General features: G+C 70.9%; 14 protein-coding genes, 1 tRNA gene and 1 pseudogene. 4 read left to right on the top strand and 12 right to left on the bottom strand.

Going from position 1 to position 14,948, the window contains the following annotated elements; genetic code table 11:
* Window positions 1-45 precede the first annotated feature (45 nt).
* Both JWN97_RS01255 and JWN97_RS01250 read left to right on the top strand, forming a co-directional pair.
* Window positions 46-552: a SigE family RNA polymerase sigma factor gene (locus tag JWN97_RS01255; RefSeq protein ID WP_297616962.1), complete on the top strand. Its 507-nt coding sequence runs from the start codon at window positions 46-48 to the stop codon at window positions 550-552.
* A complete protein-coding gene (locus tag JWN97_RS01250; protein ID WP_297616959.1) occupies window positions 549-1,205 on the top strand; it encodes a hypothetical protein in 657 nt (218 codons plus the stop codon). The genes JWN97_RS01255 and JWN97_RS01250 overlap by 4 nt, the downstream gene beginning before the upstream one ends.
* On the opposite strand, the gene JWN97_RS01245 is transcribed toward JWN97_RS01250, so the two are convergent.
* The 10 genes and pseudogenes from JWN97_RS01245 to dnaK form a co-directional block, all read right to left on the bottom strand.
* Entirely contained in the window at window positions 1,206-1,766 is a 561-nt protein-coding gene (locus tag JWN97_RS01245) for a LemA family protein (RefSeq protein WP_297616956.1), read from the bottom strand.
* Window positions 1,763-2,476, bottom strand: a complete 714-nt coding sequence (locus JWN97_RS01240; protein ID WP_297616954.1) for a DUF3137 domain-containing protein — start codon at window positions 2,474-2,476, stop codon at window positions 1,763-1,765. The genes JWN97_RS01245 and JWN97_RS01240 overlap by 4 nt, the downstream gene beginning before the upstream one ends.
* A 42-nt stretch (window positions 2,477-2,518) precedes the next feature.
* Entirely contained in the window at window positions 2,519-3,061 is a 543-nt protein-coding gene (gene pyrE, locus JWN97_RS01235) for an orotate phosphoribosyltransferase (RefSeq protein WP_297616950.1), read from the bottom strand.
* Entirely contained in the window at window positions 3,058-4,056 is a 999-nt protein-coding gene (locus JWN97_RS01230; RefSeq protein ID WP_297616947.1) for an NAD-dependent epimerase/dehydratase family protein, read from the bottom strand. The genes pyrE and JWN97_RS01230 overlap by 4 nt, the downstream gene beginning before the upstream one ends.
* A gap of 5 nt (window positions 4,057-4,061) precedes the next feature.
* Window positions 4,062-4,532 carry an SRPBCC family protein gene (locus JWN97_RS01225; protein WP_297616944.1) on the bottom strand — a complete coding sequence of 157 codons (471 nt, stop codon included), beginning with the start codon at window positions 4,530-4,532 and terminating at the stop codon, window positions 4,062-4,064.
* Between the two features lie 32 nt (window positions 4,533-4,564).
* Window positions 4,565-7,174, bottom strand: coding sequence for an ATP-dependent chaperone ClpB (gene clpB, locus JWN97_RS01220; RefSeq protein WP_297616941.1), 2,610 nt, complete (start codon window positions 7,172-7,174; stop codon window positions 4,565-4,567).
* The gene (locus tag JWN97_RS01215; RefSeq protein ID WP_363321236.1) at window positions 7,164-7,568 is read right to left on the bottom strand and encodes a helix-turn-helix transcriptional regulator; all 405 of its coding nucleotides are present in this window, start codon (window positions 7,566-7,568) and stop codon (window positions 7,164-7,166) included. Before JWN97_RS01215 ends, clpB begins: the two co-directional genes overlap by 11 nt.
* Entirely contained in the window at window positions 7,565-8,722 is a 1,158-nt protein-coding gene (gene dnaJ / locus JWN97_RS01210; RefSeq protein ID WP_297616938.1) for a molecular chaperone DnaJ, read from the bottom strand. Before dnaJ ends, JWN97_RS01215 begins: the two co-directional genes overlap by 4 nt.
* A 16-nt stretch (window positions 8,723-8,738) precedes the next feature.
* Window positions 8,739-9,353, bottom strand: coding sequence for a nucleotide exchange factor GrpE (gene grpE / locus JWN97_RS01205; RefSeq protein WP_297616929.1), 615 nt, complete (start codon window positions 9,351-9,353; stop codon window positions 8,739-8,741).
* A 79-nt stretch (window positions 9,354-9,432) separates the two neighbouring features.
* Window positions 9,433-11,274, bottom strand: a pseudogene (gene dnaK, locus JWN97_RS01200) (molecular chaperone DnaK).
* Window positions 11,275-11,410: 136 nt separating this feature from the next.
* Between dnaK and JWN97_RS01195 the strand changes: the two are divergent.
* Both JWN97_RS01195 and JWN97_RS01190 read left to right on the top strand, forming a co-directional pair.
* Window positions 11,411-11,542: a hypothetical protein gene (locus JWN97_RS01195; protein WP_297616926.1), complete on the top strand. Its 132-nt coding sequence runs from the start codon at window positions 11,411-11,413 to the stop codon at window positions 11,540-11,542.
* 149 nt (window positions 11,543-11,691) lie between these two features.
* Window positions 11,692-14,235: a heterodisulfide reductase-related iron-sulfur binding cluster gene (locus JWN97_RS01190; protein WP_297616923.1), complete on the top strand. Its 2,544-nt coding sequence runs from the start codon at window positions 11,692-11,694 to the stop codon at window positions 14,233-14,235.
* 66 nt (window positions 14,236-14,301) lie between these two features.
* On the opposite strand, the gene JWN97_RS01185 is transcribed toward JWN97_RS01190, so the two are convergent.
* Window positions 14,302-14,375 (bottom strand) — tRNA-Gly (locus JWN97_RS01185).
* Between the two features lie 39 nt (window positions 14,376-14,414).
* A partial coding sequence (gene dcd, locus JWN97_RS01180; RefSeq protein ID WP_297616920.1) for a dCTP deaminase occupies window positions 14,415-14,948 on the bottom strand: 534 nt, incomplete at its 5' end.

The raw sequence follows: 14,948 nt of genomic DNA, 5'->3' as shown, positions 1-14,948 counted from the left end.
AACCGATCCCCGTCCGGACTCGTCCTCGGCACTGAGGGAGGTGGCGTGAAGCCCGAGCAGGAGCAGGCGTTCAACGCGTTCGTCTCGGCTCGGTCCCGCCATCTGCTGCAGACGGCCTACCTGCTGACGGGCGACCGGCACCGCGCCGAGGACCTGCTGCAGACCGCCCTCACCCGCGCATACCTGCGCTGGGACCGGATCGTGTCGGAGGACCCGGAGGGCTACGTGCGACGCACTCTTGCCAACGCGCACATCGACTGGTGGCGGCGCAAGCCCTGGCGCGAGGAGCCGACCGCCGAGCTGCCCGAGCTGCCGGTCCCCGACCAGGCATCGGCGTACGACGTCCGCCAGGCGGTGCTCTCCGCACTCGGCGGCCTGTCGCGCCGCCAGCGTGCCGTCGTCGTACTGCGCTACTACGAAGACCTGTCGGAGGCCGAGATAGCCAGCGTCCTCGGGTGCTCACCCGGCACGGTCAAGAGCGCCGCATCCCGGGCGATCGCCAAGCTCCGCGAGCACCCCGGCCTGTCCGCCCAACGGGAAGAAGTGGCATGAGCGACGACGACCTTCGCGTGCTGCTGCACTCGCCGGCCCTGACGCTCGAGCCCTCCGCGTCGCTTCCGGACGACGTACGACGGCGGGCCCGGCGCCGGCGCACGCGCACGCGGATCGCAGGCGCCGGTGTCGCGACCGCCGTCGTCGCTGCCGGCCTCCTCCTCGGTCCGGGCATCGCGAGCTCGATCCAAGACCTGCAGCAGAAGAAGGGGCAGTCGGCCGGGATCACACGCGACCCGCGCTTCCCGGCCGCGACCTCCGACGTCGTGACGTTGCAGAGCATCAACAAGGCGTCGGTTCTCACCTGGTGGCAGGGCTCGGACTGGTGCACCGTCACGACGCGGGTGACCCATGGCTACGCCTGCTTCGGACCCGTCAACCCGGAGCACCAGGGGTTCAGCCGGGTGCTTCCCTCCGGCTCGGCGTCGATCACGGTCGACCGCGAGCACGTGGTCGCCGGGCTGGTCCCGCCAGGCGCGGCCCGAGTCGGGGTGCACATGAAGGACGGCCGGGAGTACGAGGCCACGATCGTCGACGGGACACGGTTCCTCGTGCCGGTGTGGTCGGTCCGCGTCGACGACAGCACCTATCCGGTCGCCTACTACGTCGCCTACGACAGCCTCGGGCGCGAGCTGGCGCGCCAGCCGGCCTGATCAGCTGAAGTCGACCTTCACCGGGTCGCGCACGTCGGGCTCGTCGACCTCGAAGTACTCCGCCTTCTCGAAGTGGAACGTCGACGCGACGAGCGAGGAGGGAAAGGCCTCGACGCGCGTGTTCAGCGCACGCACGTTGCCGTTGTAGAAGCGGCGACCGGCCGCGATGCGGTCCTCGGTCTCCGCGAGCTGCGCCTGCAGCTGCTGGAACGGCCCAGCGGCCTTGAGGTCGGGGTAGTTCTCCGCGACCGCGAAGAGCCCGCGCAGCGATCCCGCGAGCTGCGTCTCCGCCTTCGCCTGGGCGGCGACGCCGTTGCCCGCGCTGACGGCCGCGGATCGGGCGTCGACGACGTTCTGCAGGACGGTGCGCTCGTGCGCCGCGTAGCCCTTGACGGTCTCGATCAGGTTGGGGATGAGGTCGTGGCGCCGACGCAGCTCGACGTCGATCTGGCGCCACGACTCCTGCACGAGGTTGCGCTGCCGGACGAAGCGGTTGTAGCTCACGACCACCGCGAGGAGCGCGAGGACGACGAGACCGAGGACGACGTACAGAGCAGTCATGCGGGTGCTCCCCCTGGCGGTTGTTCAGCGGATGGTGCGCGGTCGGCCCAGACGAACGACGGGATGCCCGCGATGACGAGCTGGAGGGTCGACAGCCTGGCAAGCAGGGTCGCGGGGTCGAGCCGGCCGTTCTCCCAGCAGACGGCGTCGACGTCGAGCAGCCGCATGTGCAGGGTGGGCCGGGCCAGCAGTGACTCCATCGTGCGCGGGTTCAGGACGTCGTAGGCGAACTTCTGGTCGCGCGCCGTCACGCGGTAGCGCCGGTTGAAGTCCTCGCTCTCGAGCTCGACATCGCCGAACCCGAGGTGCCCGGCCAGCCGGCTGAAGGCCGACTCCGGCGACAGCTCCAGGCCGGGCAGCGGGGCCGGCAGCTGCAGCGCGCACAGGGCGAAGCGGTGCGTCGTCGTCGACCGGTTGCCCTTGCTGTCTGTCGAGTGCGTCTCGTAGCTGTACTCGAAGGCAGCCATGGGGACGCCTTGATAGGGGCCCTGCAGGACGTTGACCGCCTTGCGGTTGTCCCCCTCGCCGAACGGCGTCCCGACGAACCGCTCGCACCAGCTGTCGTCGCGGGCGGTGTAGGCCCAGCCGTTCGACAGGGCGAACCCCTGCAGCAGTGCTCGGCGCTTCTTGTCGGCCTGGTAGCTCAGGACCGCGACCACGATGACGAGCGCGAGCCCGACCACGACGATGACGATCGGAAGAGCGGCCACACCTGAACGCTGTCGCTCCGGAGGCGATGCGTCAACGACCGATCAGGTCAGGCCCAGGTCCTCGAGTGAGAACGCATAGCGGTACGGAACGCCCTCCGCCTCGATCTTCTCGCCGGCACCGGTGTCGCGGTCGACGATGACGGCGACCGCCACGGCAGTCGCGCCGGCCTCCCGGACCGCCTGGAGCGCGGCCAGCGGCGAGCCACCCGTGGTGCTGGTGTCCTCGAGCACGAGCACCCGGCGGCCGCTGATGTCCGGGCCCTCGATGCGCCGCTGCATCCCGTGCGCCTTCGCCTCCTTGCGTACGACGAAGGCATCGAGCGTCCGCCCCTCGGCCGCGGCTGCATGCAGCATCGCCGTGGCGACGGGGTCTGCGCCCATGGTGAGCCCGCCGACCGCGTCGAAGTCGAGGTCGGCCGTGAGCTCGAGCATCACCCGCCCGACCAGCGGCGCTGCGCGGCCGGACAGCGTCACGCGGCGCAGGTCGACGTAGTAGTCGGCCTCGCGGCCGGAGGACAGCGTCACCCTGCCGTGCACGACGGCGAGGTCGCGGACGAGGGCCAGCAGGTCGGTCGAGTCGGTCACGCCTCGACCCTAGCCAGCAGGCGCTGCTCGAGCTCGGTCGGGAGGCCGTTCAGGGGCAGGCCCTCGCGCGGCGCGGGCATACCGGCGCGCTGCACCCAGTCCCAGGTGTCGCGGACGGTCTCCTCGGCCGACCGGCAGCGCAGACCGGTCGACACGGCGAGCGAGGTGTCGGACTCCATCATCCCCGCCAGCTCCCCCGTGCTCGGAACCCAGCAGGGGAAGTGTGTCCAGCCCTCGGCGCCCTCCTCCTCGAGCACGCTCTCGGGTACCCAGACGAGCTCCGCGTCGGCACCTGTGACGGACAGGCACGCCTCGAGCAGCGCCCCCATCGTCGTGTGCCGGCGAGGACTGACGATGTCGACCGGACCCACCGTGTGGCGGACGAGATTGTCGAGCAACCAGGCCGCGAGGTCGCGGGCGTCGACGTACTGCAGCCCGCGGTCGGGATCGCCGGGGGCGACGACCCTGCCGCCGCGCGCGACGCGACCGAGCCACCAGGGCAGCCGGCCGACGTCCTCGTGCGGCCCGAGGATGAGACCGGCGCGTCCCATCAGCACGCGGTCAGGGCCGTACTCCCGGATCGCGGCAAGCTCGCCACCGCGCTTGTCCGCGGCGTAGTCGATCCGGTCGGCGTCGGGGCTGGCGTCGACGAGCGGCGCGGACTCGTCTGCGCCGGGCTGCGGGGGCCAGACGTAGACGGACCGGGTCGAGACGTAGCCGTAGCGCTCGCTGCGCGACGCCAGCAGCCCGGCCGCATCGCGCACCACCGACGGAGCGCCGGCCCACGTGTCGACGACGAGGTCCCACTGCTGCGCGCCGAGGGCTTCGGTCAGCGCGGCGTACGACGTGCGGTCGGCGGTCAGGGCGCTGACCCCGGCCGGGGGTACGGCCGTCGCGCCGCGGTTGAGGACGGTGACGTCCCAGCCACGTGCGACAGCGTTGTCCGCGACCGCCCGGCCGACGAACCGGGTGCCGCCGAGCACGAGGAGCCTCATGTCGCTCAGAGGCTCGCGGCGCGCGCGGCGACCTGGAGCTTCGCGAGCGTCGCGTCGATGCCGGCCTGCACATCGGCCTCCCGGTCGCCGCCCGGATGCGTGAGTCGCGCGGCCAGCTTCGCTCCCGTCGACATGGGCTTCGGGATCTCGCAGGTCTCCGTCGCCATGGTGCCGTCGACGTGCGGCACGAAGCTGTATCTCCAGGTGCTGTCGGGGTCGGCGGCGTCACCCACGACGAACGCGAAGACGCGTCCGGGCTCGCACTCCGTGACCGTGCAGGTCGTCGACCGCGACAGCAGCCGGCGCTTGTCATGGCCGGTGAAACGTGCGCCGACGTCAGGGCCGGTGGCCCCGTCGATCCACTCGCACGACTCGCAGTCAGGGCTCCACTCGCCCATCCGGGTCACGTCGGCGACGAGCGCCCACGCCTGCTCGGGCGGGCACTCCAGCACGGCACTTCCCGACACGCTGCTCATGGCGGCACTCTGTCGCAGGCCGCGGCCGCGGTCTAGACCTGCGCGGTCACCGCGGTCGCGACCGAGAGCTCGTCCTGACCTGGGACCCGGTCGACGACGACCTCGTCACCGTCGCGCACCTCAGCCGCCAGGAGCGCGCGGGCCAGCTTGTCGCCGATCGCCGACTGCACGAGCCGCTTCAGCGGCCGGGCGCCGTAGACCGGGTCGTAGCCGGCGAGGGTCAGCCACTCCCGCGCAGCGTCGGTGACGGTCAGGGTCAGGCGCCGGTCGGCGAGACGTCGCGCCAGCCGGGTGATCTGCAGGTCGACGATCCGCGCGAGCTCCTCGGTGCCGAGGGCGTCGAACACGATGATGTCGTCGAGCCGGTTGAGGAACTCCGGCTTGAACGACGCCCGCACGACGTCCAGCACCGCCGCCGACCGCTGGGCCGGGTCCAGCGTCGGGTCGCTGACGAAGGCAGACCCCAGGTTGGACGTCATCACCAGGATCACGTTGCGGAAGTCGACGGTGCGGCCGTGACCGTCGGTCAGCCGGCCGTCGTCGAGCACCTGCAGCAGCACGTCGAAGACATCTGGGTGCGCCTTCTCGACCTCGTCCAGCAGTACGACGGCGTAGGGGCGGCGGCGCACGGCCTCGGTGAGCTGGCCACCCTGGTCGTAGCCGATGTAACCGGGGGGCGCCCCGACGAGGCGGGCGACCGAGTGCTTCTCGCCGTACTCGCTCATGTCGATGCGCGTCATCGCGCGCTCGTCGTCGAACAGGTAGGCCGCAAGGGCCTTCGCGAGCTCGGTCTTCCCGACGCCGGTCGGCCCGAGGAAGAGGAACGAGCCGGTCGGGCGGTCGGGATCGGAGATACCTGCCCGGGCCCTGCGCACCGCGTCGGACACTGCGCGCACGGCGGCGGTCTGGCCGACGAGCCGCTCGGCCAGGGCTTCCTCCATCCGCAGCAGCTTGGCGGTCTCGCCCTCGAGCATCCGGCCGGCCGGGATGCCGGTCCACGCGGAGACGACCTCGGCGACGTCATCGGGACCGACCTGCTCCTTCACCATCGCATCGCGCGAGTCGGCCGCCGTGCTGGCCTCGGCGAGCTCCTTCTCGACGACGGGGATGTCGGCGTACTTCAACCGCGACGCGGTCTCGAGGTCGTTGTCGCGCTGGGCGCGCTCGAGCTCGGTCTGCAGCTGATCCAACCGGCTCTTCAGCTCTCCGACCCGGTTGAGCCCGGCCTTCTCGCGCTCCCAGCGCGCGTTGAGGGCCTGGAGCTCCTCGTTCTGGTCGGCCATCTCGCGGCGCAGCTCGGCCAGGCGCTGCCGCGACGCCTCATCGGTCTCGCGCTCGAGCGCGAGCTCCTCCATCTTCATCCGGTCGACCGACCGCTGCAGCTGGTCGATCTCGACCGGGCGCGAGTCGATCTCCATCCGCAGCCGCGAGGCGGCCTCGTCGACGAGGTCGATCGCCTTGTCGGGCAGGAAGCGGCTCGTGATGTAGCGGTCGGACAAGGTGGCGGCGGCGACCAGCGCGGCGTCGGAGATCTCCACCTTGTGGTGCGCCTCGTAGCGACCCTTCAGCCCGCGCAGGATCGCGACCGTGTCCTCCACCGAGGGCTCCCCGACGAGGACCTGCTGGAAGCGGCGCTCGAGTGCGGGGTCCTTCTCGATGTTGTCGCGGAACTCGTCGAGGGTCGTCGCACCGACCATGCGCAGCTCGCCGCGGGCGAGCATCGGCTTCAGCATGTTGCCGGCGTCCATCGAGCCCTCGGCCTTACCGGCACCGACCACCGTGTGCATCTCGTCGAGGAACGTGATGATCTCGCCGTTGCTGTCCTTGATCTCGTTCAGCACGGACTTGAGCCGTTCCTCGAACTGGCCGCGGTACTGCGCACCGGCGATCATCGAGCCGAGGTCGAGCGAGACGACGCGCTTGCCGCGCAGCGTCTCGGGCACGTCGTGGTCGACGATCCGCTGCGCGAGCCCTTCGACGACGGCGGTCTTGCCGACGCCGGGCTCACCGATGAGGACCGGGTTGTTCTTCGTCCGACGCGACAGCACCTGCACGACGCGGCGGATCTCCGTGTCGCGACCGATGACCGGGTCGAGCCTTCCTTCGCGGGCAGCCTGCGTCAGGTCGACGCCGTACTTCTCGAGCGCCCTGTAGGTCGACTCCGGGTCCTGCGTCGTGATGCGCCGCACGCCGCCGCGGACCTTCTCGAACGCGTCGACGAGTGCCTTCGGCAGCTGCGGGCCGGCCGGGGCGACGCCCTTGAGCATCTCCGCGACCGCGCCGCCGTCCTGGGCGAGCCCGACGAGCAGGTGCTCGGTGGAGACGTAGTCGTCGCCCACCTTGGCGGCCGCATCAGCAGCGCTCTTCATGACGGCCATCAGCGATCGGGACAGCTGCGGTGCGGCGACCGTCGAGCCGGAGGCGACCGGCAGTGATCGCAGCAGCGCTTCGGCCCGGCTGCGCACGGCCTCCGGCTGCGCGCCGACGGCCTGCAGCAGCGGGGTGGCGATGCCCTCGGTCTGGTCGAGCAGGGCGAGCAGGAGGTGCACGGGCTCGACGTCCGGATGTCCATCGGTCGCCGCCCGTCGTACGGCGACGGAGACGGCCTCCTGCGACTTGGTGGTGAGGCGGTCAGCGTCCACGATCGGGCTTCCAGACGACAAGGGCGCTGTCGCGCAGGGGCACGAGGTCCCGCCGCAGGCTGGCGACCGCCGTGCTGTGCGCCGTGGCGAGAGCCGCGCGTGTGCCCTCGAGCTCGGCGTGCACCTCGACGAGCCGCTCCTGCAGGGCCTGCACGTGGTTCTCGAGCTCGATGATGCGCTTGATACCCGCGAGGTTGACGCCCTCCTCCTGCGAGAGGCGCTGCACCTCGCGCAGGAGCGCGACGTCGCGCGCGGAGTAGCGCCGACCTCCGCCACCGGATCGGGTCGGTGTGACGAGGCCGAGCCGGTCGTACTGGCGCAGAGTCTGCGGGTGCATGCCCGCGAGCGTCGCGGCCACCGAGATGACGAAGACCGGGGCGTCGTCCTCGATCACCGCGTCACGCCCTTCAGGTGCTCACGCGGATCGTGCTCCGCCGCGGCGGCGTACTTCTCGAGGGCCTCGCGGGCTTCGTCGTTCAAGCGGGCCGGCACCGCGACCTCCACGGTGACCAGCAGGTCGCCGGCCTGGCCGGTCTTCTTCGCCACCCCGCGGCCACGCACCCGGAAGGTGCGGCCGCTGCTCGTGCCGGCCGGGACCTTCAAGGTGACCGGTGCGTCCAGCGTCGGCACGCTGATGTTGGCGCCAAGGGCGGCCTCCGGGAAGGTCACCGGCACGGTGATCGTGACGTTGTCGCCCTTGCGCCCGAAGACGGCGTGGGGCGTCACGTGGACGAGCACGAGCAGGTCACCAGCGGGACCGCCCCGGTCGCCCGGCCCGCCGCGGCCGGCGAGACGGATCTTCTGACCGTCCTTCACCCCGGCCGGGATGCGGACGGTGAGCGTCCGCTCCTTCGTCGAGGCCCCCGTGCCCCGGCAGGTCGGGCAGGGCGTCTCGACGACGCGACCCGATCCGCGACAGGCCTTGCACGGCTCGGCGAACGCGAAGCCGCCCTGGTTGCGGCTCGTCACACCCGCGCCGTTGCACACACCGCACGTCTTCGGTGCGGTGCCGGGTGCGGCGCCGGAGCCCGCGCAGGTTTCGCACGTGCCGGGGCTCGACAGCCGCAGCGGCACGGTGGCTCCGCTCACGGCGTCACCGAACGCGATGGTCACCTCAGCCTCGAGGTCGCTCCCCCGATGGGCACCCCGGCCGCCGCCACGACGCCCGCCCTGACCGCCGAAGAGCCCGCCGAACACATCGCCGATGCCGCCACCCTGCTGGCCACCGAACAGGTCGCCGAGATCGAACGTGAAACCGCCCGGGCCCTGCTGTCCCCCGCCACCGGGGAAGCCGCCGCGGAAGCCCCCGGAGCCGAAGAGGCTGCGCGCCTCGTCGTACTCCTTGCGCTTCGTGTCGTCGGACAGCACGTCGTAGGCCTCGGAGACGGCCTTGAACTTGTCCTCCGCCGCCTTGTTGTCGGGGTTCTTGTCGGGATGCAGGTCGCGCGCCAGCTTGCGGTAGGCCTTCTTGATCTCCGCAGTCGGCGCATCCTTCTGGACGCCGAGTGCGGCGTAGTAGTCCTTCTCCACGTAGTCGCGTGCACTCATGGCGTCCCTCCTTCCCTTACTGCTCAGGCGTTTCTGGTACGGCGGCCATCGGCTCCGGTGACGCCGCCGGTTCGGCGACCGCCACGCGGGCCGGCCGCAGGACGCGACCAGAGGTCAGCCGGTAGCCGGGCTGCAGCACCTGCGCGCAGACCGCCACGTCGCTGTCACCTGTGGGCTCCACCGTCATCAGTGCCTCGTGCACGGCGGGATCGAACGGCTCACCGACCGCGCCGAAGCGCTGCAGGCCGAGCTTGTCGGCAAGCCCCTCGATGCCCTCGCCGACGCTCTTGAACGCGCCGTCGAGGTCACCGTGCTGACGGGCCCGCTCGACGTCGTCGAGCAGCGGCAGCAACTCGTTCAGCAAGCCGGCCGTCGCCATCTCGACGACGAGTGCGCGGTCGCGGTCGACCCGCTTGCGGTAGTTGGCGTATTCCGCCTGCACCCGCTGCAGGTCCGCCGTGAGCTCGGCGGCGACCCGGTCGAGGTCCGCGGAGAGCTCGTCACCGGCGTCAGCGGCCGCGGGTGCGTCCGCGCCGTAGCCCTCGCGGACCTCGCCGCTGACCGGGTCGATGCGCCGCTTGTCGCGGACGACGACGCGCTCGGGGTCGAACTCGGTGTCGGGTGCCGTCATGCGATCACATCCACGCTTCGCTTCTCAAGCTTGCAGCACGCCCGCTCCTTCGTCGCAGGGCGCTGCGCGCATGCTCCGCTCATGCAGCGCCCTGGCCGTCCTCGTCGACGATCTCAGCGTCGACGACACCCTCGTCAGCCGCGCCCGGGCCGGCGTCGCCGGAGGGAGCACCCTGTGCCTGGGTGTCGGCGTAGAGGGCCGCACCGAGGTCCTGCGATTTGCGCGAGAGCTCGTCGGCCTTGGTACGGATGGCCGCGACATCGCTCCCGCCGAGGGCGGACTTCAGGTCGGTCAGCAGCGACTCGACCTCGCCCTTGCCCTCCGCCGGCAGCTTGTCGCCGTTCTCGCCGAGGAACTTCTCGGTCGTGTAGACGACCCCCTCCGCGGAGTTGCGCGTCTCGGCCTCCTCGCGGCGCTTCTAGTCCTCTTCGGCGTACTGCTCGGCGTCGCGCATCATCCGCTCGATGTCGTCCTTCGGCAGGGCCGAGCCGCCGGTGATGGTCATCGACTGCTCCTTGCCCGTGCCGAGGTCCTTGGCCGACACGTGCACGATGCCGTTGGCGTCGATGTCGAAGACGACCTCGATCTGCGGCACACCACGCGGTGCCGGCGGCAGACCGGTCAGCTCGAACATGCCGAGCTTCTTGTTGTAGGCCGCCATCTCGCGCTCGCCCTGGAAGACCTGGATCTGCACCGACGGCTGGTTGTCGTCAGCGGTCGTGAAGACCTCGGAGCGCTTGGTCGGGATCGTGGTGTTGCGCTCGATCAGCTTGGTCATGATGCCGCCCTTGGTCTCGATGCCGAGGGACAGCGGGGTGACGTCGAGCAGCAGGACGTCCTTGACCTCGCCCTTGAGGACGCCGGCCTGCAGGGCGGCGCCGATGGCCACGACCTCGTCGGGGTTGACGCCCTTGTTGGGCTCCTTGCCACCCGTCAGCTCGCGCACCAGGTCGGAGACGGCCGGCATGCGGGTCGAGCCGCCGACGAGGACGACGTGGTCGATCGCGGACAGCGCGATGCCGGCGTCCTTGATGGCCTGCTGGAACGGGCCCTTGCAGCGGTCGAGCAGGTCCTGCGTCATCCGCTGGAACTCCGCCCGCGTCAGGGTCACGTCGAGGTGGAGCGGCCCGTCGGAGCTGGCCGTGATGTAGGGCAGGTTGATGGTCGTCGACTGCGACGCGCTCAGCTCGATCTTCGCCTTCTCCGCGGCTTCGCGCAGGCGCTGCATCGCCATCTTGTCGCCGGACAGGTCGACCCCGTTGTTGCTGAGCTCGAACTGCTTGACCAGGTGCTCGACGACGCGCTGGTCCCAGTCGTCACCTCCGAGCGTGTTGTCGCCGGAGGTGGCCTTGACCTCGATGACCCCGTCGCCGATCTCGAGCAGCGAGACGTCGAACGTGCCGCCGCCGAGGTCGAAGACCAGGATCGTCTGCTCGCTCTCGCCCTTGTCCAGGCCGTACGCCAGCGCGGCCGCGGTGGGCTCGTTGACGATGCGCAGGACGTTGAGGCCGGCGATCTCGCCCGCCTCCTTGGTCGCCTGGCGCTCGGCGTCGGAGAAGTACGCCGGGACGGTGATGACGGCGTCCGTCACCGTCTCGCCGAGGTAGCTCTCCGCGTCCCGCTTGAGCTTCTGCAGGACGAACGCGCTGATCTGCTGCGGCGTGAAGTCCTTGCCGTCGACCGACTGCTTCCAGTCGGTGCCGACGTGGCGCTTGACCGAGCGGATGGTGCGCTCGACGTTGGTGACCGCCTGGCGCTTGGCCACCTCGCCGACGAGGACCTCGCCGTTCTTGGCGAAGGCGACGATCGACGGGGTGGTGCGGGCGCCCTCGGCGTTGGCGATGACGCTGGGCTCGCCGCCCTCGAGGACGGCGACGCAGGAGTTGGTGGTGCCGAGGTCGATGCCGACGGCGCGGGCCATGTGGTGCTCCTTCGAGTGGGTGCGAACCTGAGTGCTTGCCGCTCATGATGGCGTCATGTCGAACAAGCGTCAAACCGACGTGAGTGTCCCCGGCTCAACAAGGTTGCTCTGGCATGCTGGGGAGGTGCTCTCGGAGATGCGGAACGACCGCGGCGGCCCCAACTGGCGCATGCGCGTTCTCGCCGTCGTGCTCGCGCTGCTGCTGGCCGGCCCGCTGACCGTCTTCCTGCTCCAGGCCGCCGCGCGGGTCCTCGACCTGGCGATCTAGCAGGCCCGCCGCGCGGGCGGCCGGAGCGGCGAGGACACTGGGCGCCGGACGCCCGCGGCGCGTCGGTTACCCGCCGGTAGGAGCGGGTCCTGACGCGCCGTACGCTTCCGAGGCTGCGGCCTGCGCGCCGCCCGTACCTGGAGGACCCCGTGGAGACGCACATCCTCGTGCGCATGGTGCTCGGCCTGCTGATCACCGTCGTGTGCCTGGCGATCGCCGCCCGGCGCGTGGCCTTCCTGACGCGCATGATCGCGTCCGGGCAGCCCTCGCCCGGCCGGCTGGACGACTTCGGCCGGCGCTTCATGGCGCACACCTTCGAGGTGCTCGGCCAGGTCCGGCTGCTGAAGTGGAACGTCCCCGGCATCGCGCACTTCTTCGTCTTCTGGGGCTTCATCGTCCTGTTCCTGACGATCGTCGAGGCGTACGGCCACCTGTTCACCGACGCCTTCCACATCCCGCTGATCGGCCAGACGCGCGCGCTGGGCTTCCTCGAGGACTTCTTCGCCGTCGCGATCGCGCTGTGCCTGATCACCTTCGCGATCATCCGCAAGCGCAACGACCCGGCCCGCATCGAGCGCAGCTCGCGCTTCTACGGCTCGCACAACGGCGCCGCCTGGGGCGTGCTCGGCATGATCGGCCTGGTCGTCCTGACGCTGCTGCTCATCCGCGCCGCGCAGCTCGCGCACGGCACCTCGCCGTGGCAGGAGACGCCGTGGGCGCCGTTCGCGAGCAAGACGATCAGCCTGGCGATCGAGCCGCTCGGGGACACCTTCGCCGCCCGCCTCGAGGACGTCATGATCGTGGCGCACATCGCCGTGATCATGGGCTTCCTGGTGCTCGTGACGTACTCCAAGCACCTGCACATCTTCACCGCGCCGATCAACGTGCTGACCAAGCGCAACCCCGACAGCGACACCCCTGCCCTCGGCGCGCTGCTGCCGATGATGAGCGGCGGGAAGGTCCTGGAGCTCGAGGAGGCCGACCCGGAGGTCGACACCTTCGGCGTCGCCAAGGTCGAGGACTTCAAGTGGACGGCCATGCTCGACATGGCCACCTGCACCGAGTGCGGCCGCTGCCAGAGCCAGTGCCCGGCGTGGAACACCGGCAAGCCGCTGTCTCCCAAGCTGCTGATCATGAACCTGCGCGACCACCTGTTCGCCAAGGCGCCGTACGTCCTGGGCAGCAAGACCGCGCCGGAGGACCACGTCCCGAACTTCCACGACGCCGGCACCGACACCGGGCACGACGTGCCCGAGGACGGCTACGCGCGCGTCAAGGGCACCAACCACGACCAGGCCGTGCGCCCCCTGGTCGGCACCGCCGAGGAGGGCGGGGTCATCGACCCCGACGTCCTGTGGAGCTGCACCACCTGCGGCGCCTGCGTGGAGCAGTGCCCGGTCGACATCGAGCACGTCGACCACATCCTGGACATGCGCCGCTACCAGGTGCTGATCGAGAGCGCCTTCCCGAGCGAGGCCGGCGTGATGCTGCGCAACCTGGAGAACAAGGGCAACCCGTGGGGCCTGAACAACAGCGCCCGCATGGAGTGGACCGAGGGCCTGCCGTTCGAGGTCCGCGTCGTCGAGGACACCATCCCGGACGAGGTCGAGTACCTGTTCTGGGTCGGCTGCGCCGGTGGCCTGGAGGACCGCGCGAAGAAGGTCACCCGCGCGTTCGCCGAGCTGCTGCACACCGCGGGCGTGGAGTTCGCGATCCTCGGTGAGATGGAGGCGTGCTCGGGTGACCCGGCCCGCCGCCTGGGCAACGAGTTCGTCTTCCAGATGCTCGGCATGCAGAACGTCGAGGTCCTCAACGGCGTCGGCGCCGGCCGCGAGAACCACGTCAAGATCGTCGCGACCTGCCCGCACTGCTTCAACACCCTGGCCAACGAGTACCCGCAGCTCGGCGGCCACTACGAGGTCGTCCACCACACCCAGCTGCTCGGCAAGCTCGTCGAGGAGGGCCACCTCGTTCCGGTCACCCCGGTCGACGAGAAGGTGACCTACCACGACCCCTGCTACCTCGGGCGGCACAACCGGGTCTACACCCCGCCGCGCGAGATCCTCAACGCCATCCCCGGCTTCCAGACCGTGGAGATGCAGCGCTGCAAGGAGCGCGGCTTCTGCTGCGGCGCCGGCGGCGCGCGCATGTGGATGGAGGAGAAGATCGGCAAGCGGATCAACGTCGAGCGCACCGACGAGGCGCTCACGACCGACGCCGACCTGATCTCGACCGCCTGCCCGTTCTGCATCGTCATGCTCAGCGACGCCGTCACGGCCAAGCAGCAGGAGGGCACCGCCAAGGAGGGCGTCCAGGTCCTCGACGTCTCGCAGATCCTGGCGCGCTCGCTGGTCGCGAAGGAGCCGGCGCTCGTGGGTGCGGCCCTGGCCGATGCCGCGACGGAGGCGCCCGGTCCGGTCGGCGCGACCCCGGACGCCACCGCGGGCGCCGACCAGGCGCAGCTGGCGCAGACCGCCGGCATCACCGGCGAGGGCACCGTGAAGGACCCCGCCTCCTCGGGCGAGACGCTCCGTCCGGTCTCCACCGAGGGCGCCCCCGCGGCGACCGTCGACCCGGTGGCGGGTGCGAACCCCGGCAGCGATCCGGCGCACAGCACCGGCCAGCCGGGCAGCGCGCCCGGCGGCGACAGCGAGGGTCAGGGCCCCGGCGGGCACGAGCCCCCGGTCGCCTAGGCACCAGCTCGAACGGCAGCGGCCGCCCTCCCGAGTCCGGGAGGGCGGCCGCTGTCGTCTGGCTGCTGGAGCGGGCGACGGGAATCGAACCCGCGTGTCTTGCTTGGGAAGCAAGCGCACTACCATTGTGCTACGCCCGCGTAGACGGTCCGACTCTAGCGGACCTGGCCGACGGAGGCTCAGGCCGTGGGCGTCCTCGAGAACCGCTGCCACGACCGCGACGGCGTCGGCCCGCGCTGCCCCTGGTACCGCGAGCCGTAGACGTCCGAGCCGTACGGGTGCTCCGAGGGCGACGTCAGCGGCAGCACGCAGATCTGGCCGATCTTCATACCCGGGTAGAGCTTGATCGGCAGGTTGGCGACGTTGGACAGCTCGAGCGTGACGTGGCCGCTGAAGCCCGGGTCGATGAAGCCCGCGGTCGAGTGGGTGAGAAGGCCGAGCCGCCCGAGCGAGGAGTTGTGCGTCGGGACGTACGTGCGGCCGACGAGGAACATGCCGCTGGGAGCCGCGACCTGGATGCAGCGGACCGGGACCGTCGCGACCGGGCGCACGGCGACCACGGCGCGGCTGGTCACACCAACGGCCGGCGACTGCCGCAGCTTCGGCGCGAGGCGGGCCAGCTTCCGCTCGAGCCGGAACACCGGCAGGTGCGGGGTGAACTTCACCTGGTAGCCCGGCGCGCACTCGACGCCGTCGAGGGTGACCCGCTTCTT

Source organism: Nocardioides sp. (assembly GCF_025965415.1).
Taxonomy (GTDB): domain Bacteria; phylum Actinomycetota; class Actinomycetes; order Propionibacteriales; family Nocardioidaceae; genus Nocardioides.
The sequence above is the reverse complement of the archived record's forward strand: the minus strand, read 5'-3'. Positions and strand labels throughout refer to the sequence as shown.

Coding starts and splice junctions, on each gene's coding strand:
- JWN97_RS01250 (WP_297616959.1), top strand. CDS start 549: ATGAGCGACGACGACCTTCGCGTGCTGCTGCACTCGCCGGCCCTGACG.
- JWN97_RS01245 (WP_297616956.1), bottom strand. CDS start 1,766: ATGACTGCTCTGTACGTCGTCCTCGGTCTCGTCGTCCTCGCGCTCCTC.
- JWN97_RS01230 (WP_297616947.1), bottom strand. CDS start 4,056: ATGAGGCTCCTCGTGCTCGGCGGCACCCGGTTCGTCGGCCGGGCGGTC.
- JWN97_RS01225 (WP_297616944.1), bottom strand. CDS start 4,532: ATGAGCAGCGTGTCGGGAAGTGCCGTGCTGGAGTGCCCGCCCGAGCAG.
- dnaJ (WP_297616938.1), bottom strand. CDS start 8,722: ATGAGTGCACGCGACTACGTGGAGAAGGACTACTACGCCGCACTCGGC.
- grpE (WP_297616929.1), bottom strand. CDS start 9,353: ATGACGGCACCCGACACCGAGTTCGACCCCGAGCGCGTCGTCGTCCGC.
- JWN97_RS01195 (WP_297616926.1), top strand. CDS start 11,411: ATGCGGAACGACCGCGGCGGCCCCAACTGGCGCATGCGCGTTCTCGCC.